At 62.8% G+C, this 20,929-nt stretch carries 14 protein-coding genes, 1 tRNA gene and 2 pseudogenes; all 17 read right to left on the bottom strand.

The features are described from left to right. Positions 1 to 53: 53 nt before the first annotated feature. Positions 54 to 164 carry a DUF2474 domain-containing protein gene (locus ACP15W_RS10750; RefSeq protein WP_424932891.1) on the bottom strand — a complete coding sequence of 37 codons (111 nt, stop codon included), beginning with the start codon at positions 162 to 164 and terminating at the stop codon, positions 54 to 56. Further along, the gene (cydB, locus tag ACP15W_RS10745; protein WP_424932890.1) at positions 164 to 1,168 is read right to left on the bottom strand and encodes a cytochrome d ubiquinol oxidase subunit II; all 1,005 of its coding nucleotides are present in this window, start codon (positions 1,166 to 1,168) and stop codon (positions 164 to 166) included. The genes ACP15W_RS10750 and cydB overlap by 1 nt, the downstream gene beginning before the upstream one ends. A gap of 11 nt (positions 1,169 to 1,179) precedes the next feature. Continuing rightward, complete coding sequence (locus tag ACP15W_RS10740; RefSeq protein WP_424932889.1) at positions 1,180 to 2,589, bottom strand: cytochrome ubiquinol oxidase subunit I; 1,410 nt, start codon at positions 2,587 to 2,589, stop codon at positions 1,180 to 1,182. 135 nt (positions 2,590 to 2,724) lie between these two features. Further along, entirely contained in the window at positions 2,725 to 3,384 is a 660-nt protein-coding gene (locus ACP15W_RS10735; protein WP_424932888.1) for a class I SAM-dependent methyltransferase, read from the bottom strand. Continuing rightward, positions 3,384 to 5,096: a methionine--tRNA ligase gene (metG, locus tag ACP15W_RS10730; RefSeq protein WP_424932887.1), complete on the bottom strand. Its 1,713-nt coding sequence runs from the start codon at positions 5,094 to 5,096 to the stop codon at positions 3,384 to 3,386. The genes ACP15W_RS10735 and metG overlap by 1 nt, the downstream gene beginning before the upstream one ends. 96 nt (positions 5,097 to 5,192) lie before the next feature. Next, positions 5,193 to 6,752, bottom strand: coding sequence for a putative bifunctional diguanylate cyclase/phosphodiesterase (locus tag ACP15W_RS10725; protein WP_424932886.1), 1,560 nt, complete (start codon positions 6,750 to 6,752; stop codon positions 5,193 to 5,195). 395 nt (positions 6,753 to 7,147) lie between these two features. After that, positions 7,148 to 11,261, bottom strand: a pseudogene (gene rpoC / locus ACP15W_RS10720) (DNA-directed RNA polymerase subunit beta'); the annotation flags it as partial. A gap of 50 nt (positions 11,262 to 11,311) precedes the next feature. Then, a complete protein-coding gene (gene rpoB / locus ACP15W_RS10715) occupies positions 11,312 to 15,445 on the bottom strand; it encodes a DNA-directed RNA polymerase subunit beta (RefSeq protein WP_424932885.1) in 4,134 nt (1,377 codons plus the stop codon). 230 nt (positions 15,446 to 15,675) lie between these two features. Further along, positions 15,676 to 16,059, bottom strand: a complete 384-nt coding sequence (gene rplL / locus ACP15W_RS10710) for a 50S ribosomal protein L7/L12 (RefSeq protein ID WP_424932884.1) — start codon at positions 16,057 to 16,059, stop codon at positions 15,676 to 15,678. 87 nt (positions 16,060 to 16,146) lie between these two features. Continuing rightward, complete coding sequence (gene rplJ / locus ACP15W_RS10705; RefSeq protein ID WP_424932883.1) at positions 16,147 to 16,665, bottom strand: 50S ribosomal protein L10; 519 nt, start codon at positions 16,663 to 16,665, stop codon at positions 16,147 to 16,149. 258 nt (positions 16,666 to 16,923) lie between these two features. Next, on the bottom strand, positions 16,924 to 17,619 hold the full coding sequence (gene rplA / locus ACP15W_RS10700) for a 50S ribosomal protein L1 (RefSeq protein WP_424932882.1): 696 nt from the start codon (positions 17,617 to 17,619) through the stop codon (positions 16,924 to 16,926). 5 nt (positions 17,620 to 17,624) lie between these two features. Next, positions 17,625 to 18,053 (bottom strand): 50S ribosomal protein L11, encoded by a 429-nt coding sequence (rplK, locus tag ACP15W_RS10695; protein WP_424932881.1) that lies wholly within the window; start codon positions 18,051 to 18,053, stop codon positions 17,625 to 17,627. A 192-nt stretch (positions 18,054 to 18,245) separates the two neighbouring features. After that, on the bottom strand, positions 18,246 to 18,779 hold the full coding sequence (nusG, locus tag ACP15W_RS10690) for a transcription termination/antitermination protein NusG (protein ID WP_424932880.1): 534 nt from the start codon (positions 18,777 to 18,779) through the stop codon (positions 18,246 to 18,248). Between the two features lie 150 nt (positions 18,780 to 18,929). Beyond that, positions 18,930 to 19,127, bottom strand: coding sequence for a preprotein translocase subunit SecE (secE, locus tag ACP15W_RS10685; RefSeq protein ID WP_424932879.1), 198 nt, complete (start codon positions 19,125 to 19,127; stop codon positions 18,930 to 18,932). 24 nt (positions 19,128 to 19,151) lie between these two features. Continuing rightward, positions 19,152 to 19,227 (bottom strand) — tRNA-Trp (locus ACP15W_RS10680). A gap of 120 nt (positions 19,228 to 19,347) precedes the next feature. Then, positions 19,348 to 20,154, bottom strand: a complete 807-nt coding sequence (locus ACP15W_RS10675; protein WP_424932878.1) for a metallophosphoesterase — start codon at positions 20,152 to 20,154, stop codon at positions 19,348 to 19,350. Positions 20,155 to 20,536: 382 nt separating this feature from the next. After that, positions 20,537 to 20,929, bottom strand: a pseudogene (gene tuf, locus ACP15W_RS10670) (elongation factor Tu); the annotation flags it as partial.

Below are 20,929 nucleotides of genomic sequence, written 5' to 3'. Positions count from 1 at the left end.
TTTTGGACTGTCGCGCTACCGGGTGGCCACAGACAGGATCGGGCCTGCCGGACTCAAGACAGGGCCGCGCGGATCACGAGGGCCACGAGCGTGACCGAAGCCACACCCGCGAGCCAGAGAGCCACGAACCACGCGATGCGTTTGAGGGAACTGTCGTTGCGCATCAGTGATACCCCGCATCCGGGTCGACCTTGCCGCGGAAGACCCAGTAGGCCCAGGCGGTGTACGCGAGGATCAGCGGGATGAGCACCACTGTGCCGGCCAGCACGAACTTCAGGCTCGAATCCGGGGCCGCGGCTTCCCAGATCGTGAGGTTCGGCGGGATGATGTTGGGATAGAAGCTGACCCCGATGCCGATATAGGCCAGCACGAACAGGCCAAGAGCTGCGAGAAAGGGGCGCAGGTCCTTCCGGTCACGCAGACCGGTCATCAGCATCCAGAACGTGCCCGCCACGAGAAGCGGCACGGCGAGGCTGAAGGCGATGCCGGGCCAGGCGAACCAGCGCTGGAAATACGTGATGTCTTGGAAGGGTGTCAGCAGGCTGACGATCCCCATGAAGGCGAGGGTCGCGATGGCGAGCGGGCGCGCGTAGCTGCGCATCCTCAGCTGCAGGAGCCCGGAGGTCTTCCAGTGTAGCCATGTCGCGCCGAGGAGCGCGTAGCCCACCGCGACCGCCACGCCGGTCAGCACGGAGAAGGGGGTGAGCCAGTCCCACCAGCCGCCCGCATAGGCGCGGTTTTCCATCTCGATGCCCTGGACCAACGCGCCGAGGGCGATGCCCTGCATGAGCGCGGCCATAAGCGATCCGGCGAAGAAAGAGCGATCCCAGACGCGTTTCCAGCGTTTTGTTCGCCAGCGGTACTCGAAGGAGACGCCCCGAAAGACGAGGGCCAGCAGCATGAGAATGATGGGCATGTAGAGGGCCGGCAGGACGACCGAGTAGGCCAGTGGAAAGACGGCAAAGAGGCCGCCCCCGCCCAGCACGAGCCAGGTCTCGTTGCCGTCCCAGACCGGGGCGACCGAGTTCATCATCACATCACGGTCGCTTTCCTCGGGGCAGGTGGGAAAGAGGATGCCGACGCCGAGGTCGAACCCGTCGAGGATGATGTAGGTGAGCACGGCAAAGGCGATGAGCCCGGCCCAGATGAATGCGAGATCGAATTCCATGCGTGCCTCCCTCAGACCCGGCGGTGGTGGTGCTGGTGCATCTGGCCCGCAGGCGTGATGCCGCCCGAGCGCAGCGGCCCCTTGCGCATTTCGCCCACATCGCCGCCGACAGGCTTGTTCATCAGCTTGAGGATGTAGAAGGCGCCAGCGCCGAAGACGAAGAAATAGACCACGATGAAGGCGACGAGCGACGTGGCCACGGCCGGTGCGGCAATGGGGGAGTGCGACTCCGCCGTGCGCATCAGGCCGTAGACCGTGTAGGGCTGGCGGCCGACCTCGGTGGTGATCCAGCCTGCGAGCAGCGCGACGAAACCTGCGGGGCTCAACGCGAGCACGGCGCGGTGGAACCAGCGGTTGTCGTAGAGCGTGCCGCGGCGACGCAGCCACAGGCTCCACAGGCCGATGCCCAGCATCGCGAAACCGAGGCCGATCATGATCCGGAAGCTGAAGAAGACGATGGAAACGGGGGGCTCATCCTCGTCCGGAACGGTATCGAGGCCGTCAAGCGGCGCGTTCAGGTCGTGCTTGAGGATCAGGCTCGACAGCTTGGGAATTTCGACGGCGTAGTCGATGCGTTTCTCTTCCGGGTTGGGAATGCCGAAGAGGATGAGCGGCGCACCGTCCGGGTGGCTCTCGTAGTGGCCTTCCATCGCCATGACCTTGGCGGGCTGGTATTCGAGCGTGTTGAGCCCGTGCTGGTCGCCGGCGAAGATCTGGATCGGGGTGACGATCGCGGCCATCCACATGGCCATGGAGAACATCCGCCGCGCGGCAGGCAGGTCCGGGCCGCGGCGCAGGAGGTGGAGTGCGCCGACACCACCCACCACGAAGGCCGTGGTGAGGAAGGCCGCGAGCACCATGTGCACGAGACGGTAGGGGAAGGACGGGTTGAAGACGATGGCCCACCAGTCCTCGGGGTGGAAGATGCCTTCCTCGGTGATGGTGTAGCCCGCGGGCGTGTGCATCCAGGAGTTCACCGAGAGGATCCAGGTGGCCGAGATCAGCGTGCCGATGGCGACCATTGCCGTGGCGAACATGTGCAGGCCGTCGCCCACGCGGTTGCGCCCGAAGAGCATGACGCCGAGGAAGCCCGCTTCGAGGAAGAAGGCGGTCAGCACCTCGTAGGCCATGAGCGGGCCGAGAATGGGGCCGGTGCGGTCCGAGAACACGCTCCAGTTTGTGCCGAACTGGTAGGACATGACGATGCCCGAGACGACGCCCATGCCGAAGGCAATGGCGAAGATCTTCTTCCAGTATTCGAAAAGCGAAAGATAGGTCTCGTCGCGGGTGCGCAGCCATTGCGCATTCAGGACCGCGAGAAAGCTTGCCAGCCCGATGGAGAAGGCCGGAAAGATGATGTGGAACGAAACGGTGAAGGCGAACTGGAACCGCGCCAGGGTTTCGGCCGAGAAATCAAGCATGTGATCCTCCTTTGCAGGAGAATTAGGGTGCAGAGGGGGGTGGGCAAGTGATCCGGTGTGCCTTCTGCGCCCCGTTCAAGCGCCTGTGAGGCGGGGGGCGCGATACTGCCCGAGCGAATGGCAGGCTGGCCGGTATCAGGTCTTGCTAGCGATCATGAAATGCGATTTTGCCCGCCCCGGTTTCCAGCTTTCCTCAACGGAGAGCCCGTGGTCGCGCATCTTCTGCACGAGGGTCTCGGATGCGAGAAACCTCAGTTGCGGGAGGAGACCGAGCCGGTTGCCCACCCAAGCCAGGGGGCGAAAGGCGGACATGCCATCGGAAAGGCAGAAGGTGCTGCTGATGAAGAGCCCGCCGGGTTTCAGGGCCGAGGCCACGCGTTCGAGCACGAGGTCGAGATCCGGCACCAGATGGAGCACATTGAAGGCAAGGACCGCGTCGTAGCCGGGCCCGTCTGAAAGTGGCAATTGTGCGTCGATCCGCTCGAAACTCACATTCTCGATCCCGGCTTGACCGGCCTTGTCGCGGGCGATCTCCAGCATGGTTTCGGAGAAATCCGTCGCGCGGATGTGTCGGACGTTCGGGGCGAGTTTCAGCGCCGTGGTGCCCGTGCCGCAGCCGATCTCGAGAAGGTCCATGTTCGGCGTGAGGCGCGCGCGGGTGCGTTTCAGCTTCTCGGCGTAGCTTTCGGTATCTCGGACGGCGAGGGCGGCATATTTGGGGGCGACCCGATCCCAGAACTGCATGGCGCGCGTATCGGTCGGCGCGGGCGGTGTGTCCTGTGGGTCGGCGGGCATCAGGTGCCCGCGAACCGGGCCTCGAACCCTTCGCGCGCCTCGTCGGTGATCTTGGCGAAGAGCACGTCCGGCGTGGTGAACTTCGTGCCTGGCGGAATGGCCGCGAGTGCCTCGGTGACATCTTCGGGCCAGTCCGCATCCTCCAGCCCGAACGCGGCGAGCATGGCGGCGGAGGCATCCGGCACGAAGGGGCGCGACAGTACGGCGTAAAGCCGCACGAGGTTCAGCGAGAGGCGGACAATGGCGGCGGCGCGTTCCGGGTCGGTCTTGAAGGCGGCCCAGGGGGCTGCGGCCTGCAGGTATTCGTTGCCCGCGACCCAGATCGCGCGGAGTTCCTGCGCGCCCTTGCGGATCTCGATGGCGTCCATCTGCTTCTCATAGGCGCGGATGCGGGTGGAAAGCTCTGCGATGAGCGCGTCCTCGGCCGGACCGTAGCTCCCGCCCTCGGGCACCGTCTCGTCGAAGCGCGAGCGGGCAAACTTGGTCACGCGGCTGACGAAATTGCCGAGCACGTCCGCGAGATCCTTGTTCACGCCCGCCTGGAAACCTTCCCAGGTGAAGTTGGAATCGGAGGTCTCGGGCACGTTCGACATCAGCCACCAGCGCCAGTAATCCGAAGGCAGGATATCGAGGGCCTGGTCCATGAAGACGCCGCGGCCCTGGCTGGTGGAAAACTTGCCGCCGTCGTAATTCAGGTAGTTGAATGACTTGATGTAGTCCACGAGCTTCCACGGCTCTCCCGATCCGAGGATGGTCGCGGGGAAGGACAGCGTGTGGAAGGGGACGTTGTCCTTGCCCATAAACTGGACGTAGCGCACATCGTCGGCGCCCTTGTCCGTGCGCCACCATCGCTCCCAGGCGGTATCCGTCTGCCCGGTGGCATCGGCCCATTCGGCGGAGGCGGCGATATACTCGATAGGCGCGTCGAACCAGACGTAGAAGACCTTGCCTTCCATGCCGGGCCAGTCTTCCGCGCCCTTCTTCACCGGGATGCCCCAGTCGAGATCGCGGGTTATGCCGCGATCCTGCAGGCCGTCGCCATCGTCGAGCCATTTCTTCGCGATGGAGGTAGTCAGGATCGGCCAGTCCGTCTTGCTGTCGATCCACTCGCGCAGGCGGTCGCGCATGGCGGATTGCCTGAGGTAGAGGTGCTTGGTCTCGCGCACCTCGAGGTCGGTGGAGCCGGAGATCGCCGAGCGCGGGTCGATCAGGTCGGTCGGGTCGAGCTGCTTGGTGCAGTTCTCGCACTGGTCGCCGCGGGCGCGGTCGTAGCCGCAGTTGGGGCAGGTGCCTTCGATGTAGCGATCGGGAAGGAAGCGCCCGTCAGTGTGGGAGTAGACCTGTTTTTCGGAAACTTCCTCGATCAGCCCGGCTTCTGCCAGCTTGCCGGCGAAGTGCTGGGTCAGCGCATGGTTGCGCTTCGAGGAAGAGCGGCCGAAATGGTCGAAGGAAAGGCGGAAGCCGTCGGCGATGTCCTTCTGGACCTGCCACATGCGCGCGCAGTAGTCCGCAACCGGCTCGCCGGTCTTGGCGGCGGCAAGCTCGGCGGGTGTGCCGTGTTCGTCCGTGGCACAGATGAACATCACCTCGTTGCCGCGCGCGCGCTCGAAGCGGGCGTAGACATCCGCAGGCAGCTGGCTGCCGACGAGATTGCCGAGATGCTTGATGCCGTTGATGTAAGGCAGGGCGGAGGTGACGAGAATCCGGGCCATGGCTTTTCCTTCAAACTTGCCGCCCGTTTAGGGGATTCGGGTCTCGGGGGCCAGAGGAATGCTCGATTGGCAGGCCGCAGACCAGCTCACAGGGGCTTATGCCGCGCCCTTGTCCTCTTCCGACCGGGTTTTTTGATCGTTCTCGAGGTAGGATGCGATCACATCTGCACTCAAAGGATGTGCGAACAGGAAACCCTGCGCTTCGCTGATACCGCTCGCGCGCATCGACTCGAATTGCTCCGGTGTCTCGATACCTTCCGCCGAGGTCTCGAGATCGAAATGCTGTGCGAGATCGATGATAGTCTGGACCAGCCGGTGCTCGCGGGGATCGTCAATCATGCTGGTGGCGAAGGAGCCGTCCAGTTTGAGGTAATCGAAATCGAGCTGGCGGAGGTGATTGATCGAACTGTATCCGGTGCCGAAATCATCGAGCGCAAAGCGCACGCCGAGGCGGTGAAGCTGATCGAAGGTTTCGCGGATCATGTCCGTGTCGAGCGCGAAGATGGATTCGGTCATCTCGAGGATCAGGCGACCGGGCGCGAGGCCGCTTGCGTCGAGCGCGCCGCGCACCTGATCGACGAAGAGGCGATGCTTGAACTGCTCTACGGAGACATTGACCGAAACTGTCAGCGGCGTCGGCCATTTGATGGCTTCGGCACAGGCCATTTGCAACAGCTTCTCGCCGAGCGGAATAATCGTGCCAGAGATCTCCGCGATCGGAATGAAGGCGGTCGGCATCACGAGCCCCTGTTCGGGGTGATGCCAGCGGGCGAGCGCCTCGAACCCACGCAGTTTCTTCGCTTCGACGCCGAGGATGGGCTGAAACTCGAGGAAAAACTCGTCTCGCTCCATCCCCATGCGGATGGCGGTCTCCATCTGCATCCGGGTTTCGGCTTCCCGCGACATTTCCTCGGTGTAGAAGTTGTAGGCGTTCCCAAAGGTCTGTTTGGCCTCGTAGAGCGCCAGATCGGCACGAGCGAGAACCACGCTCATGCCCGGTGTCTCCGGGCTGAAAGCCGCGATACCGATGGAGCAGCCGCAGGTAACGCGGGTGTTGCAGATATCAAACGGCTGCGAGACCGCCTCGCCGATCCGCCCTGCCAGTTCGGCGGCACCTTCGTCATCGCAGTTGTTGCACAAGACGACGAACTCATCGCCCCCGAGCCTGTAGAGAGCGCCCTTGCCGGCGACGATATCGCCCACACGCTCTGACAGCGAGACCAGAAGCGCGTCACCCACATGGTGGCCGAGCGTGTCGTTGATGAACTTGAACTTGTCGAGATCGATGAGAAGGACGCGGCCCGACGAGCCGTCCTTCTCAAGCGCGCGGATGTCTTGGCGAAGACTGTAGCGGTTTCCGCGACCCGTGAGCGTATCGGTCTTCACGATCAGACTGAGATCCTGTTCCGCCTCCTGTGCCCGGTGCATCTGCGCCTGGACGCGGGCATAGGTCACGCCGAGCCGCCAGAAGGTGAAGCCGAGCACGAAGGGGGCCATGCAGACGATTGCGTGGATCGGGTTGAGCGCAAAGAGTTCTCCGAGGGAGGAGAATTGCGAGCCGATTACATATCGCTCAAAGGCGACGCTGCCGGCCGGGAACATCAGGCCGAAGAGGACGCCGAAGATCGCGTATCTTGTTTCCGCCCTGTCAAACATCGCCACTCAACTGTGCAAAAATCTGGCATGTGTTTATTCTGAGCGGCTTAAAACCTGTTTAAAATCGGGGTTTGGAGCTTAGGCTTCGATCATCAGGGTGAATGAAGTGTGAAGGCCAGGCCACCCCAGGCCCGGATTGACGCCTGATTCTCCAGAGGCGTTCGAGACGGTGCAGTCCTTGTTCGGGCTTCTCACTGGTCGATCATGGCGCACGAAAAAGGGGGCACGGTTTCCCACGCCCCCTTCTTGATCTTGCCGGTTTGACCCGGATCAGTTGTTGGCGTCGAAGCCCATCGGGTCTGAGGTCTCGCCCATCACGTCGAAGCTGTCGTCGTTGCTCTCGATGACTTCGAGGGCGCCAACGGCCTCCGTCTGCTTCTGCTCGATGATCGCGGCATCGCGCTCGGTTGCGATGCGCTTGACCTTCTGGGTCGCTCCACCGGTGCCGGCGGGGATCAGGCGGCCGACGATGATGTTCTCCTTCAGGCCCACGAGCTTGTCGCGCTTTCCTTGCGTCGCCGCTTCGGTCAGCACGCGGGTGGTCTCCTGGAACGAGGCCGCCGAGATGAAGCTCCGGGTCTGGAGCGACGCCTTGGTGATGCCGAGCAGGATCGGCCCGCCCTTTGCCGGTTCGCGGCCGGCGGCGATCGCCTTCTCGTTTTCCTCGTCGAATTCGACCTTGTCGACCTGTTCGCCCTTGAGAAGCGTGGTGCCGCCGGAATCGGCGATTTCCCACTTCTGGAGCATCTGGCGGACAATCACCTCGATGTGCTTGTCGTTGATCTTCACGCCCTGGAGCCGGTAGACCTCCTGCACCTCATCGATGAGGTAGTCTGCCAGCGCCTCGACGCCCATGATGGCGAGGATGTCATGGGGGGCGGGGTTGCCATCCATGATGTATTCGCCCTTCTGGATGAAGTCGCCTTCCTGCACCGGGATGTGCTTGCCCTTCGGCACCATGTATTCGACGGGCTCAAGACCTTCCTCGACCGGTTCGATGGTGATCCGGCGCTTGTTCTTGAAGTCCTTCCCGAAGCGCACGTTGCCCGAGATTTCGGCGATGATCGCGTGATCCTTCGGACGGCGCGCCTCGAAGAGTTCGGCCACGCGCGGCAGACCACCGGTGATGTCCTTCGTCTTCGCGCCTTCACGCGGGATACGCGCAAGCACGTCGCCCGCCCGGACGTCCTGACCGTCCTCGACCGAGAGAATTGCGTCCACCGACATGGCGTGCGTTTCCGGGTTTCCATTGTCGAGCCGCATGGGCTCGCCGGTGAGCGGATCCATCACGATGATCTCGGGCTTCAGCTCGTTGCCCTTGGGCGCGGCGCGCCAGTCGGACACGATCTTCTGACTGATGCCGGTCGCGTCGTCGGTCTCCTCACGGACGGAGACGCCCGCGGTGAGGTCGACGAATTTCGCGACACCCGATTTCTCGGCGATGATCGGCAGGGTGTACGGGTCCCACTCGGCAAGCTTGTCGCCGCGCACGACCTGCGTTCCGTCCTTCGCGAGCAGCTTGGTGCCGTAGCCAAGCTTGTGCACGGCCCGTTCCACCCCGTTCTCGTCGACGATCGCGATCTCCATGTTCCGGGCCATGATGATCTGTTCGCCATCGGCGTTGGTCAGGATATTCTCGCTGCGCACCTGAAGCTGGCCTTCCTGGCTGGCTTCGAGGAAGGACTGCGAGCCACCCTGCGCAATGCCGCCGATGTGGAACGTACGCATGGTGAGCTGCGTGCCCGGTTCCCCGATCGACTGAGCCGCGATGATGCCCACGGCTTCGCCGGGGTTCACCTTGGTGCCGCGTGCGAGGTCGCGCCCGTAGCACTGGGCACAGATGCCGTCATCCGACTCACAGGTGAGCGGCGAGCGGATCTGCATTTCCAGCACACCCGAGTTCTCGATCATGTCGGCGGCGCGCTCGTCGATCAGATCGCCGCGACGGAAGATGACTTCCTGGGTCTTCGGATCAAGCACGTCCTCGGCCGAGACACGGCCCAGAATGCGCTCGGAGAGCGATGACACGACCTCACCGTCGGAGATCGCCGCGCGCGCGGTGATCGAACGGTCGGTGCCGCAATCGTCGATTTTGACGATGCAGTCCTGCGCCACGTCCACCAGACGACGGGTGAGGTAGCCCGAGTTCGCGGTCTTCAGAGCAGTATCGGCCAGACCCTTACGGGCACCGTGGGTCGAGTTGAAGTACTCGAGAACGGTGAGGCCTTCCTTGAAGTTCGCGATGATCGGCGTCTCGATGATCTCGCCGGATGGCTTGGCCATGAGGCCGCGCATGCCGCCGAGCTGCTTCATCTGTGCAGGCGAACCACGTGCCCCGGAGTGGGACATCATGTAGACCGAGTTGGGCTCGAGCTCGCGACCCGCATCGTCCACGCGGACGGCGGAAATTTCCGACATCATCGCGGTTGCAACATCGTCCGAGCAGCGGGACCAGGCGTCGACAACCTTGTTGTACTTCTCGCCCTGGGTGATGAGCCCGTCCATGTACTGCTGTTCGAACTCCTTCACCTGATCGCGGGTCGCGCCGACGATGTCCCACTTCGACTCAGGGATCACCATGTCGTCCTTGCCGAAGGAGATGCCGGCCTTGAAGGCTTCGCGGAACCCAAGCGACATGATCCGGTCGCAGAAGATCACGCTCTCCTTCTGACCGCAGTGGCGGTAGACGGTGTCGATGACCTCGCCCACTTCCTTCTTGCGCAGGAGGCGGTTGACGATGTCGAAGGGGGTCTTGAAGTTCTTCGGCAGCAGCGCGCCGATCTGAAGCCGCCCAGGCGTCGTCTCGAAGCGCTTGTAGACCGACTGGCCCTCATCATCGATCTGCTCGATGCGGGCGGTGATCTTCGAGTGAAGGTTCACCAGGCCCGCGTGAAGCGCGTGATCCACTTCCTCGATCGAGCCGAAGACCATGCCCTCGCCGGGCTGACCCTCGCGCATGATGGAGAGGTAGTAGAGCCCGAGGATCATGTCCTGCGACGGCACGATGATCGGCTTGCCGTTGGCCGGCGAAAGCACGTTGTTCGTCGACATCATCAGAACGCGGGCTTCGAGCTGCGCCTCGAGCGAGAGCGGCACGTGCACGGCCATCTGGTCGCCGTCGAAGTCGGCGTTGAAGGCCGAGCAGACCAGCGGGTGAAGCTGGATCGCCTTCCCCTCGATGAGCACAGGTTCGAACGCCTGGATGCCGAGACGGTGGAGCGTCGGCGCGCGGTTCAGAAGGACCGGGTGCTCGCGGATCACCTCGTCGAGGATGTCCCATACTTCGGGACGTTCCTTCTCGACGAGTTTCTTCGCCTGTTTCACGGTCGAGCTGAGACCCTTCGCGTCCAGCCGGGAGTAGATGAACGGCTTGAAGAGTTCGAGGGCCATCTTCTTCGGCAGGCCGCACTGGTGCAGCTTCAGCTCGGGACCGGTCACGATCACCGAACGACCGGAGAAGTCGACACGCTTTCCGAGCAGGTTCTGCCGGAAACGGCCCTGCTTGCCCTTGAGCATGTCGGAGAGCGACTTCAGCGGGCGCTTGTTGGTGCCCGTGATGACGCGGCCGCGGCGGCCGTTGTCGAAGAGGGCGTCGACCGATTCCTGCAGCATCCGCTTCTCGTTGCGGATGATGATGTCCGGCGCGCGTAGTTCGATCAGCCGCTTGAGGCGGTTGTTCCGGTTGATCACGCGACGATAGAGGTCGTTCAGGTCGGAGGTGGCGAAGCGGCCACCATCGAGCGGCACCAGCGGACGCAGCTCGGGCGGAATGACCGGGATCACGGTCATGATCATCCACTCGGGCCGGTTGCCGCTTTCGCGGAAGCTCTCGACCAGCTTCAGACGCTTGATGATCTTCTTGGGCTTCAGTTCGCCGGTCGCCTCCGCAAGGTCCGCACGAAGCTGTTCGGCCTCGGCGTCGAGGTCGATGGCCTGCAGCATCTCGCGGATCGCTTCGGCGCCGATTCCGGCCCGGAACGCATCATCGCCATACTGGTCCTGGGCGTCGAGAAACTCTTCCTCGGTCATGAGCTGACCGGTGGTGAGATCCGTGAGGCCCGGCTCGATGACCACATACTGCTCGAAGTAGAGGATGCGCTCGAGATCGCGCAGGGTCATGTCGAGCATGAGGCCGATGCGCGACGGCAGGGATTTCAGGAACCAGATATGCGCGACGGGCGAGGCCAGTTCGATATGGCCCATCCGCTCGCGACGCACTTTCTGGAGCGTGACTTCAACGCCGCATTTCTCGCAGACGACGCCGCGATACTTCATGCGCTTGTACTTGCCGCACAGGCATTCGTAGTCCTTGATCGGGCCGAAGATGCGCGCGCAGAAGAGACCGTCACGCTCGGGTTTGAACGTGCGGTAGTTGATGGTTTCGGGCTTCTTGATCTCGCCATAGGACCAAGACAGGATCCGTTCCGGGCTGGCCAGCGCGATCTTGATCTCGTCGAACGTGCGGACAGGCTGGACCGGATTGAACGGGTTGGTGATTTCCTGGTTCATTCAGATGACCTCAAATCTCGTTTCAGGGGAGGGGGGCGCCGGATGCGCCCTCACTCCACTTCCGAATCCAGCAGCTCGATATTCAGGCCGAGCGAGCGGATCTCCTTGACGAGAACGTTGAACGATTCCGGAACCCCGGCCTCGAAATTGTCCTCGCCCTTGACGATGGACTCGTAGACCTTCGTGCGCCCGGCAACGTCGTCGGATTTTACGGTGAGCATTTCCTGCAACGTATAGGCTGCGCCGTAGGCTTCAAGGGCCCAGACCTCCATCTCCCCGAAACGCTGTCCGCCGAACTGCGCCTTACCGCCCAGCGGCTGCTGGGTGACGAGCGAGTACGGGCCGGTCGAGCGCGCGTGGATCTTGTCGTCCACCAGGTGGTGGAGCTTCAGGAGATACTTCACGCCGACGGTGACGGGACGCGCGAACTGCTCGCCCGAGCGGCCGTCGAACACGATGGACTGACCCGACGTGTCGAAGCCCGCACGCTGGAGCGCGTCGTTAACGTCCGCTTCCTTCGCTCCGTCGAAGACCGGCGTCGCGATCGGAACACCGGCGGTCACGTTGCCGGCGGCTTCGAGGAACTCCTCGGTCCCCATCTCGGAGAGCACTTCGTTGTAGATGTCCTCGCCGTAGGCGATCTTCATCGCCTCCTTCAGCGGGGTCATGTCACCGGAGCGCTTGTACTCCTTGAGGCTCGCATCGATGGAGTTGCCGAGACCGCGCGCGGCCCAGCCCATGTGGGTCTCGAGGATCTGCCCGACATTCATGCGCGACGGCACGCCCAGCGGGTTCAGCACGATGTCGACCGGCGTCCCGTCGCCGAGGAAGGGCATGTCCTCCTCGGGGACAACGCGGGAGATGACCCCCTTGTTGCCGTGACGTCCGGCCATCTTGTCGCCCGGCTGAAGCTTGCGCTTCACCGCGATGAAGACCTTGACCATCTTCATCACGCCCGGCGGCAGGTCGTCGCCGCGACGGACCTTGTCGACCTTGTCCTCGAAGCGGCGGTCGAGCGCCTTCTTCTGCAGGTCGAACTGCTGGTGCAGCGCTTCCTGGTCCTGGGCATCGGAATCCTCGCCGAGGGCAAGCTGCCACCACTGGCCGCGGGACAGCGTGCCGAGCAGTTCCTCGTCGATCACCGAGCCGGACTTCACGCCGCGCGGGCCCTTGACGGCGGTCTTGCCGAGCAGGAGGTCCTTGAGGCGGGCATAGATGTTGCGCTCGAGGATGGCCAGCTCGTCGTCCCGGTCCCGGGAAAGGCGCTCGACCTCTTCGCGCTCGATCTGCAGCGCACGCTCGTCCTTGTCGACGCCGTGACGGTTGAAGACCCGAACCTCGACGATCGTGCCGTAGTCGCCCGGCGGCAGGCGCAGCGAGGTGTCACGCACGTCGGACGCCTTCTCGCCGAAGATGGCGCGCAGAAGCTTCTCTTCCGGCGTCATCGGGCTTTCGCCCTTCGGAGTGATCTTGCCCACGAGGATGTCGCCCGGTCCCACTTCGGCACCGATGTAGACGATCCCGGCCTCGTCGAGGTTGCGCAGGGCTTCCTCGCCGACATTGGGGATGTCGCGGGTGATTTCCTCCGGCCCGAGCTTCGTGTCGCGGGCGGCGACTTCGAATTCCTCGATGTGGATCGAGGTGAAGACGTCGTCCTTCACGATGCGTTCGGAGATGAGGATGGAGTCCTCGTAGTTGTAGCCGTTCCAGGGCATGAACGCGACGAGCACGTTCTTGCCGAGCGCGAGCTCGCCAAGGTCCGTGGACGGACCGTCAGCAATGAACTGGCCCTTCTTGATCACGTCGCCCACCTTCACCAGCGGACGCTGGTTGATGCAGGTGTTCTGGTTCGAGCGCTGGAACTTGCGCAGACGGTAGATGTCCACGCCCGGATCGCCCGGTGCCACATCGTCGGTAGCCCGGATCACGATACGCATCGCGTCCACCTGGTCGACGATACCCGTGCGGCGCGCCGTGATGGCGGCACCGGAGTCGCGGGCCACGATCTGCTCGATGCCGGTGCCCACGTAGGGCGCATCTGCGCGCAGGAGCGGCACGGCCTGACGCTGCATGTTCGACCCCATGAGAGCGCGGTTCGCGTCGTCGTTCTCAAGGAACGGGATCAGCGAGGCGGCCACGGAGACGAGCTGCTTCGGCGAGACGTCGATCAGATCGACGTTCGAGGGCGGATTGAGCGTGTATTCACCGGAGCGGCGGGTCGAGACGAGGTCGTTCTTGAAGCGGCCTTCCTCATCGAGGTTCGCGTTCGCCTGGGCGACCGTGTGGCGCATCTCCTCGGTCGCGGACATGTAGTTGACCTCGTCGGTCACCTTGCCGTCCACGACCTTGCGGTAGGGGGTCTCGATGAAGCCATACTTGTTCACGCGCGCGAACGAGGCGAGCGAGTTGATGAGACCAATGTTCGGGCCTTCCGGCGTTTCGATCGGACACATGCGGCCGTAGTGGGTCGGGTGAACGTCGCGAACCTCGAAGCCCGCACGCTCGCGCGTCAGACCGCCCGGCCCGAGTGCCGAGAGGCGCCGCTTGTGCGTGACCTCGGAGAGCGGGTTGGTCTGGTCCATGAACTGCGAGAGCTGCGAGGAGCCGAAGAACTCGCGCACCGCGGCTGCGGCGGGCTTGGCGTTGATCAGGTCCTGCGGCATCACGGTATCAATCTCGACCGAGCTCATGCGCTCGCGGATCGCACGCTCCATGCGCAGGAGACCGACGCGATACTGGTTCTCCATGAGCTCGCCGACCGAGCGCACGCGGCGGTTGCCGAGGTGGTCGATGTCGTCGATCTCGCCGCGACCGTCACGCAGATCCACCAGCGCCTTGATGCAGGCGATGATGTCCTCGTTGCGCAGGGTGCGCGTGGTGTCGGGCGCATCGAGATCGAGGCGCATGTTCATCTTCACGCGGCCGACGGCCGAGAGATCGTAACGCTCGCTGTCGAAGAACAGCGAATCGAACATGGTGCTTGCCGCGTCGATGGTCGGCGGCTCACCGGGACGCATCACGCGGTAGATGTCGAGCAGGGCCTGCTCGCGGTTCATGTTCTTGTCCGCTGCAAGCGTGTTGCGGATGTAGGCACCGACGGTGATGTTGTCGATGTCGAGCGTCGGGATCTCGGTGATACCGTTGTCCAGCAGCGTCTTGAGCGTGCCGCCGGTGATGTCGCCGGTCTTGTTGTCGATCTCCCAGGTCAGCTCGTCGCCCGCTTCGACCCAGATCTCGCCGGTTTCCTCGTTGATGATGTCCTTGGCGGAGAACCGGCCCATGATGGCATCGAACGGCACGAGGATCTCGGAGACATTGCCTTCCTCGACCCACTGCTTGACCATGCGCGGCGTGATCTTCTTGCCCGCGGGCGCGATCACTTCGCCATCGGCGGCGTTGACGATGTCATAGGCGGGCTTGGTACCGCGCACCCGGTCCGGGAAGAAAGTGGTGGCCCAGGCATTGCCTTCCTTGCGGAAGCTCACCGTGTCGTAATAGGCGTCGCAGATGCCTTCCTGGTCGAGACCGAGCGCATAGAGCAGGGTCGTGACCGGCAGCTTGCGGCGGCGGTCGATACGGGCGTAGACGATATCCTTGGCGTCGAACTCGAAGTCGAGCCAGGACCCACGGTAGGGAATCACCCGCGACGTGAACAGCAGCTTGCCCGAGGAATGGGTCTTGCCGCGGTCGTGGTCGAAGAACACGCCGGGCGAGCGGTGCATCTGGCTCACGATCACCCGTTCGGTGCCGTTCACGATGAACGTCCCGTTCGGCGTCATGAGGGGCATGTCGCCCATGTAGACGTCCTGCTCCTTGATGTCCTTCACGGAGCGCGCGCCGGTTTCTTCCTCGACCTCGAAGACGATGAGGCGCAGCGTGACCTTCAGCGGCGCGGCATAGGTCATGTCGCGCTGCATGCATTCTTCAACGTCGTACTTCGGAGCCTCGAGTTCATATTTCACGAACTCGAGAACGGACGTCTCGTTGAAGTCCTTGATCGGAAAGACAGACTGGAAAACGCCCTTCAGACCCTCGCCGTCGAGCGGGATCTCCTGGTCACCGGATTTCAGAAAGAGATCATAACTGGATTTCTGGACTTCAATGAGGTTTGGCATCTCCGCGACCTCGCGGATCTTGCCGTAGAACTTGCGAATACGCTTGTGACCGGAATACCTCTGAGCCATGCTCACCCTTTCGATTGCATCCGAACCTACCGGCGGGGAACGGTGGTTCGGTCCTGCAGACGCCTTGCCCCAATGCTTGTGCGACTTCCCACATCGCACGCCCGGAGCCTTCCCGATGCGTCTTTCGAAGAGCCCTGCACGCGAAGGCGCTTCGAGAGACGCATAAGACTGGAGGCGCTTTTCAGCGTCTCCAGTCCACGATAGTTAACGCAACCTAAAGTTGCGCGCAATCACTTCACTTCGACTTCTGCACCAGCAGCTTCGAGTTTCTTCTGCACTTCTTCGGCTTCGTCCTTGGAAACGCCTTCCTTGACGGCCTTGCCGCCAGCTTCGACGAGTTCCTTGGCTTCCTTCAGCCCGAGGCCGGTGATGGCGCGGACTTCCTTGATGACGTTGATCTTCGACGCTCCAGCGGACTTCAGGATAACGTCGAATTCGGTCTTCTCTTCGGCCGGAGCAGCGTCTGCGCCGCCTGCCGGGCCTGCCGCCATCATGACAGCGCCGCCAGCAGCGGGCTCGATGCCGTATTCATCCTTGAGGATGTTCTTCAGTTCAGCCGCTTCGAGGAGGGTCAGTCCCACGATTTCTTCGGCGAGTTTCTTCAGGTCAGCCATTTGTTCGGTTCCAATCAGGTATCTGTTTCGAGTTGTCCGGTGTCATGCGGGTCTTGCACGTATCCGGCCATCCGTTGCTTCCAAGTTTCAAGCTGCCTCGCCACGCTCCTCGAGCGTGGAAAGGATGCCCGCGATATTCGCGGCAGGCGCGCCGATCGCCGAAGCCAGGTTGCTTGCCGGTGCCCCGATGCAGCCAACCACGGAAGCGATGAGCTCCTCGCGGGACGGCATTTCGGACACGGCCTTCACGCCGGCCTGGTCGAGTGCTTCGCCACCCATCGAACCGCCGAGGACGACAAGCTTCTTGTTGTCCTTGGCATAGGCCTGAACGGCTTTCGCCGCCGCGACCGGGTCCTCTGAGTAGGCAAACACCGTCATGCCCGTCAGCAGGTCACCCATCTTTTCAGACGGGGTATCCTTCAGGGCGATCTTGGCGAGCTTGTTCTTGGCGACACGAACCGATCCGCCAGCTTCCTTCAGTCGAAGCCGGAAATCGGTCATCTCTGCAACGGAAAGGCCTTCGTAGTGCGCGACCACGACGACACCAGAGTCCGTGAAGATCTGGCCGAGTTCCGCGACCACAGCTTCTTTCTGGGCTCTATCCACAGTGTTGCTCCAAGTTTGGCATCAGGGTTGCCCCCTCCGCCGGCTCAATTTCGTGAGAAGCTGATGCTCCCCACGTCTCGGGTCCGCTTTCCGGGTCCCGCCAAAACCGCCCGGAGCCATCTGGCTCCAATCGATCCTGATCGTTCCCCATCTCGGGCAGGAATTATCGGGCTCGGATGAGCCCGACCCACCGTCTCGGACAGACGGGCAGGGGAGTGCCCCGCCCGGAACATCCCCGCCCGAGGGCGGGGAATTCCATCATTCCACCGCGTTCGCGACGGAAACGGTCACGCCCGGCCCCATGGTGGAGGAGAGCGCGATCTTCTTCACGTAGGTGCCCTTGGCGCCCGACGGCTTCGCGCGGTTCACGGCCGCGACGAATGCCTTGACGTTCTCGACCAGCTTCGGCTCGTCAAAGGACGCCTTGCCGATCCCGCCATGGATCACGCCGGCCTTCTCGACCTTGAACTGGACTTCGCCGCCCTTCGCGGCCTGGACCGCGTTGGTGACGTCCATGGTCACGGTGCCGACCTTGGGGTTCGGCATCAGGTTGCGCGGGCCGAGGATCTTGCCGAGACGGCCGACGATCGGCATCATGTCCGGCGTAGCGATGCAGCGGTCGAACTCGATCTTGCCGCCCTGGATGGTCTCCATCAGGTCTTCGGCGCCAACAATGTCCGCACCCGCGGCCTGAGCTTCCTCAGCCTTGGCACCACGTGCGAAGACAGCCACGCGGACGGTCTTGCCGGTGCCGTTGGGCAGGGCCACAACGCCGCGGACCATCTGGTCGGCGTGACGCGGATCGACACCGAGGTTCATCGCGATCTCGAGCGTCTCGTCGAACTTGGCGGTTGCGTTCGCCTTCACGAGGGCCACGGCTTCCTCGACCGAGAGATCGGCCTTGCCTTCGAATGCTTCGCGCGCCGCTTTCGTGCGCTTGGTCAGTTTTGCCATCTCGCTTACCCCTTGACCTCAAGGCCCATGGAGCGGGCGGAACCTGCAATGATCTGCATCGCGGCTTCGACGTCGTTCGCGTTCAGATCCTTCATCTTTGCTTCCGCGATCTCGCGCACCTGCGCGATGGTCACGGTGCCCGCAACTGCCTTGCCCGGCGTCTTGGAGCCGGATTTCAGCTTGGCGGCCTTCTTCAGGTAATAGGACGCGGGCGGGGTCTTCACTTCCATACCGAACGACTTGTCGGTATAGTAGGTGATGATCACCGGGATCGGGCTGCCCGGCTCCATTTCCTGCGTGCGAGCGTTGAATGCCTTGCAGAATTCCATGATGTTGATCCCGCGCTGACCGAGCGCAGGACCGACGGGCGGGGAGGGGTTTGCCTTCCCGGCAGGAACCTGCAGCTTGAGCTGCCCTGCAACCTTCTTGGCCATATTGGCCTCCTATCTGTTTCCGGCACCGGGGGACGCGTCCGCCCATGCCATGTTGTGGACGTGGTCCGGTTCGGACGGCGCGCCGCCCTTGCCTCCCACACGGCACTCGGCGCATCCTGCCTCATGCCGTAACGAATTGAGCGCATTCCGGGGCGCGCGGTGAAATTCCGGCTCCCCTCCCTGCGCCCGCGATCACGAAGCCTTGGCGACCTGCGTGAATTCCAGTTCGACCGGGGTGGCCCGGCCAAAGATCGAAACCGAAACCTTGAGTCGGCTGTTGGGCTGATCGACCTCTTCCACGAGGCCCGAAAAGCCCTCGAACGGTCCGTCCGTGACGTTGACCTGTTCGCCGGTCTGGTAGGTGATGATCGAACGGGGGCGTTCCATGCCCTCTTCGACCTGATTCATGATCCGGGCGACTTCAGCGTCGCGCATGGGCGTCGGCTTACCCTGGGGGCCGAGGAAGTCGGAGACCCGGTTGATCGACTTGATCAGGTGGTAGGCCCGGTCGGTCATCTCCATGCGCACCAGCACGTAGCCGGGCATGAAGCGCTTCTCGGTCTGGACCTTGCGGCCGCGGCGGATCTCGATGACCTCTTCCGTCGGCACGAGAACTTCCGAAATCTCGTCCTGAAGTTCCTGGGTTTCCACGGCTTCGCGAATAGCTTCGGCGACCTTCTTTTCGAAGTTCGAGAGCACGCTCACCGAATACCAGCGCATCGCCATGTCGTTTTTACCTCAATTCAGCGGTGATCCGCTCGCCCGCTTTTCCTGCCTGCCATCTTGCCCGCACCAAGTGAAACGGGCGCGCCACCGAATCGATACGCGCCATTTCAGGGGGGAGAGGCGGTCACATACGCCCTTGGCGATCCGGGATCAAGAGGCCATGTCAAGAATTGTTTCGAGGCCGAACCGCACCGCGAGATCCACGAAAAAGAAGAAGATCGCGAACAGTGAAGCCATGACCAGAACCATCACGGTGGTGAGGCCGACCTCGCGCCGGTTGGGCCAGACGACCTTGGCGGCTTCGGCCCGGACCTGCTGGGCGAACTGAAACGGATTGGTCTTGGCCATCGAAAACTCCACGGATTTGCGCACTGGCAGGGGCGATAGGACTCGAACCTACGACCCTCGGTTTTGGAGACCGATGCTCTACCAACTGAGCTACACCCCTAAGGGCCGGCACGCACCGCGCCTGATAAAGGGCCTCGACGGCCGATGCAAGAGGAAGAACGCGCCCGGCGCATCAATTTGGTGAACATCCGGATCGGCGGCGCTGGTCGTCCGGCTCGGCTTATCCCCCCTTGAGCATTTCCTTGATCGTATGGGCTATTCCACCGGCGATCGTGCGGCTCCTCATCGGGAAGGAGATCAGACCCGCGAATGTCAGGAGCGACACATTGGCATCTTCCAGAACGAGACAGGTCAGGTTCTCGGATGTATAGGCGCCCGTGTCGATCGCGATCCGGTTCGACAGGTGTTCGGGGGATTTCACGATCGTGTGGCCGTGCACGACCTTGAAGCCGAAATCCCGGGTCGACGAGAGAAAAGGCTCGCGTATCCAGATCAGGTCCTCGCGGAACTGCCTTTCGAGCGGCACGCCCGGCCGTATGCCGGCATGAACGAAGAGGTAGCTGCCGATCCTCTCGAACAGGAGGCAGTTCTGGATGAAGTCGAGGTGGCTCTCGGGCAGGACTTCTTTGAATGCAGCATGGGTCGCGAGGGGGTCGTATTCATTCGCGTCGAGAACGCCATAGGACGCGAGAGTCTGGTCGCCGCCCAGGCGCGGGTTCAGCCAGTGGATGCTGCGGTCGAACCACTCGGGATCCTCGAGGTAGGCAAGGATGTAGTTGTCGTGATTGCCCAGCAGGAAGGACGTGGCGATGTCGCCATCCCTCAGCGCGATGAGTTGCTCGATCACGCCGCGGCTGTTCGGCCCTCGGTCGACATAATCGCCCAGCAGGACGATATGCGGCTGCGGATGCGGTCGTGCTGCAAGGTCCTTGCGGATGCGTTCGATTGCGCCGGACAGCAGATCATCACGGCCATGGACGTCGCCAATGGCATAGATACGTTGTCCCTCTGTATTCGTGCTGGTCAAGACCTGCTCCCCCGACCTCCTGAGCGCTGTTTTATATGTCACTAATCGCAATGGGATGGCGAAAGTCCAGAGGACAAGCAGCTATCACCGTTGCGTGAGCGGAAAACGCCCCATTCTGCCCAAGATGTAATCCGGACAGTCCCGTTTGGCGCTATGGGGGATACATGATGCGGGGCAGGGCCACTTGCCAGTCTGCTCAAGAAACTGTGTCCGGAGTGTCGGGCCAATCCTGAGCCGAAGGGAGCCGCCCTCTCCATGGCAAGGTTGCGTCCGGGAATGCCCGAATTGCAAACGGCAGGCCGTCAGGCCTGCCGTTATGATCTTTGGCTCAGAGCTTCGTCCATGCCGGTTGCGCGCGGCGCATGCCCGGCATGGACAGGGATTACTTGATGATCTTGGAGACAACGCCTGCGCCGACGGTGCGGCCACCTTCACGGATAGCGAAGCGGAGCTTCTCTTCCATGGCGATGGGCGCGATCAGCTGGACGTTGAACTTCAGGTTGTCGCCCGGCATCACCATTTCGGTGCCTTCGGGCAGCTGGACCGTGCCGGTCACGTCCGTGGTGCGGAAGTAGAACTGCGGACGGTAGTTGGCGAAGAACGGCGTGTGACGGCCACCTTCTTCCTTGGTGAGGATGTAGGCTTCGGCTTCGAAGTCGGTGTGCGGCGTGACCGAACCGGGCTTCGAGAGAACCTGGCCGCGCTCGATGCCTTCACGCTCCACGCCGCGCAGCAGCAGACCGACGTTGTCGCCGGCTTCGCCCTGGTCGAGCAG

Origin of the sequence: Amaricoccus macauensis, assembly GCF_049800915.1 — a bacterium.
Classification (GTDB): domain Bacteria; phylum Pseudomonadota; class Alphaproteobacteria; order Rhodobacterales; family Rhodobacteraceae; genus Amaricoccus; species Amaricoccus macauensis_A.
The sequence above is the reverse complement of the archived record's forward strand: the minus strand, read 5'-3'. Positions and strand labels throughout refer to the sequence as shown.

Bases quoted from the DNA above. Each gene is read 5' to 3' on its own strand.
- ACP15W_RS10750 (WP_424932891.1), bottom strand. From the start codon at position 164: ATGCGCAACGACAGTTCCCTCAAACGCATCGCGTGGTTCGTGGCTCTC.
- cydB (WP_424932890.1), bottom strand. From the start codon at position 1,168: ATGGAATTCGATCTCGCATTCATCTGGGCCGGGCTCATCGCCTTTGCC.
- ACP15W_RS10740 (WP_424932889.1), bottom strand. From the start codon at position 2,589: ATGCTTGATTTCTCGGCCGAAACCCTGGCGCGGTTCCAGTTCGCCTTC.
- ACP15W_RS10735 (WP_424932888.1), bottom strand. From the start codon at position 3,384: ATGCCCGCCGACCCACAGGACACACCGCCCGCGCCGACCGATACGCGC.
- metG (WP_424932887.1), bottom strand. From the start codon at position 5,096: ATGGCCCGGATTCTCGTCACCTCCGCCCTGCCTTACATCAACGGCATC.
- ACP15W_RS10725 (WP_424932886.1), bottom strand. From the start codon at position 6,752: ATGTTTGACAGGGCGGAAACAAGATACGCGATCTTCGGCGTCCTCTTC.
- rpoB (WP_424932885.1), bottom strand. From the start codon at position 15,445: ATGGCTCAGAGGTATTCCGGTCACAAGCGTATTCGCAAGTTCTACGGC.
- rplL (WP_424932884.1), bottom strand. From the start codon at position 16,059: ATGGCTGACCTGAAGAAACTCGCCGAAGAAATCGTGGGACTGACCCTC.
- rplA (WP_424932882.1), bottom strand. From the start codon at position 17,619: ATGGCAAAACTGACCAAGCGCACGAAAGCGGCGCGCGAAGCATTCGAA.
- rplK (WP_424932881.1), bottom strand. From the start codon at position 18,053: ATGGCCAAGAAGGTTGCAGGGCAGCTCAAGCTGCAGGTTCCTGCCGGG.
- nusG (WP_424932880.1), bottom strand. From the start codon at position 18,779: ATGGCGATGCGCTGGTATTCGGTGAGCGTGCTCTCGAACTTCGAAAAG.
- secE (WP_424932879.1), bottom strand. From the start codon at position 19,127: ATGGCCAAGACCAATCCGTTTCAGTTCGCCCAGCAGGTCCGGGCCGAA.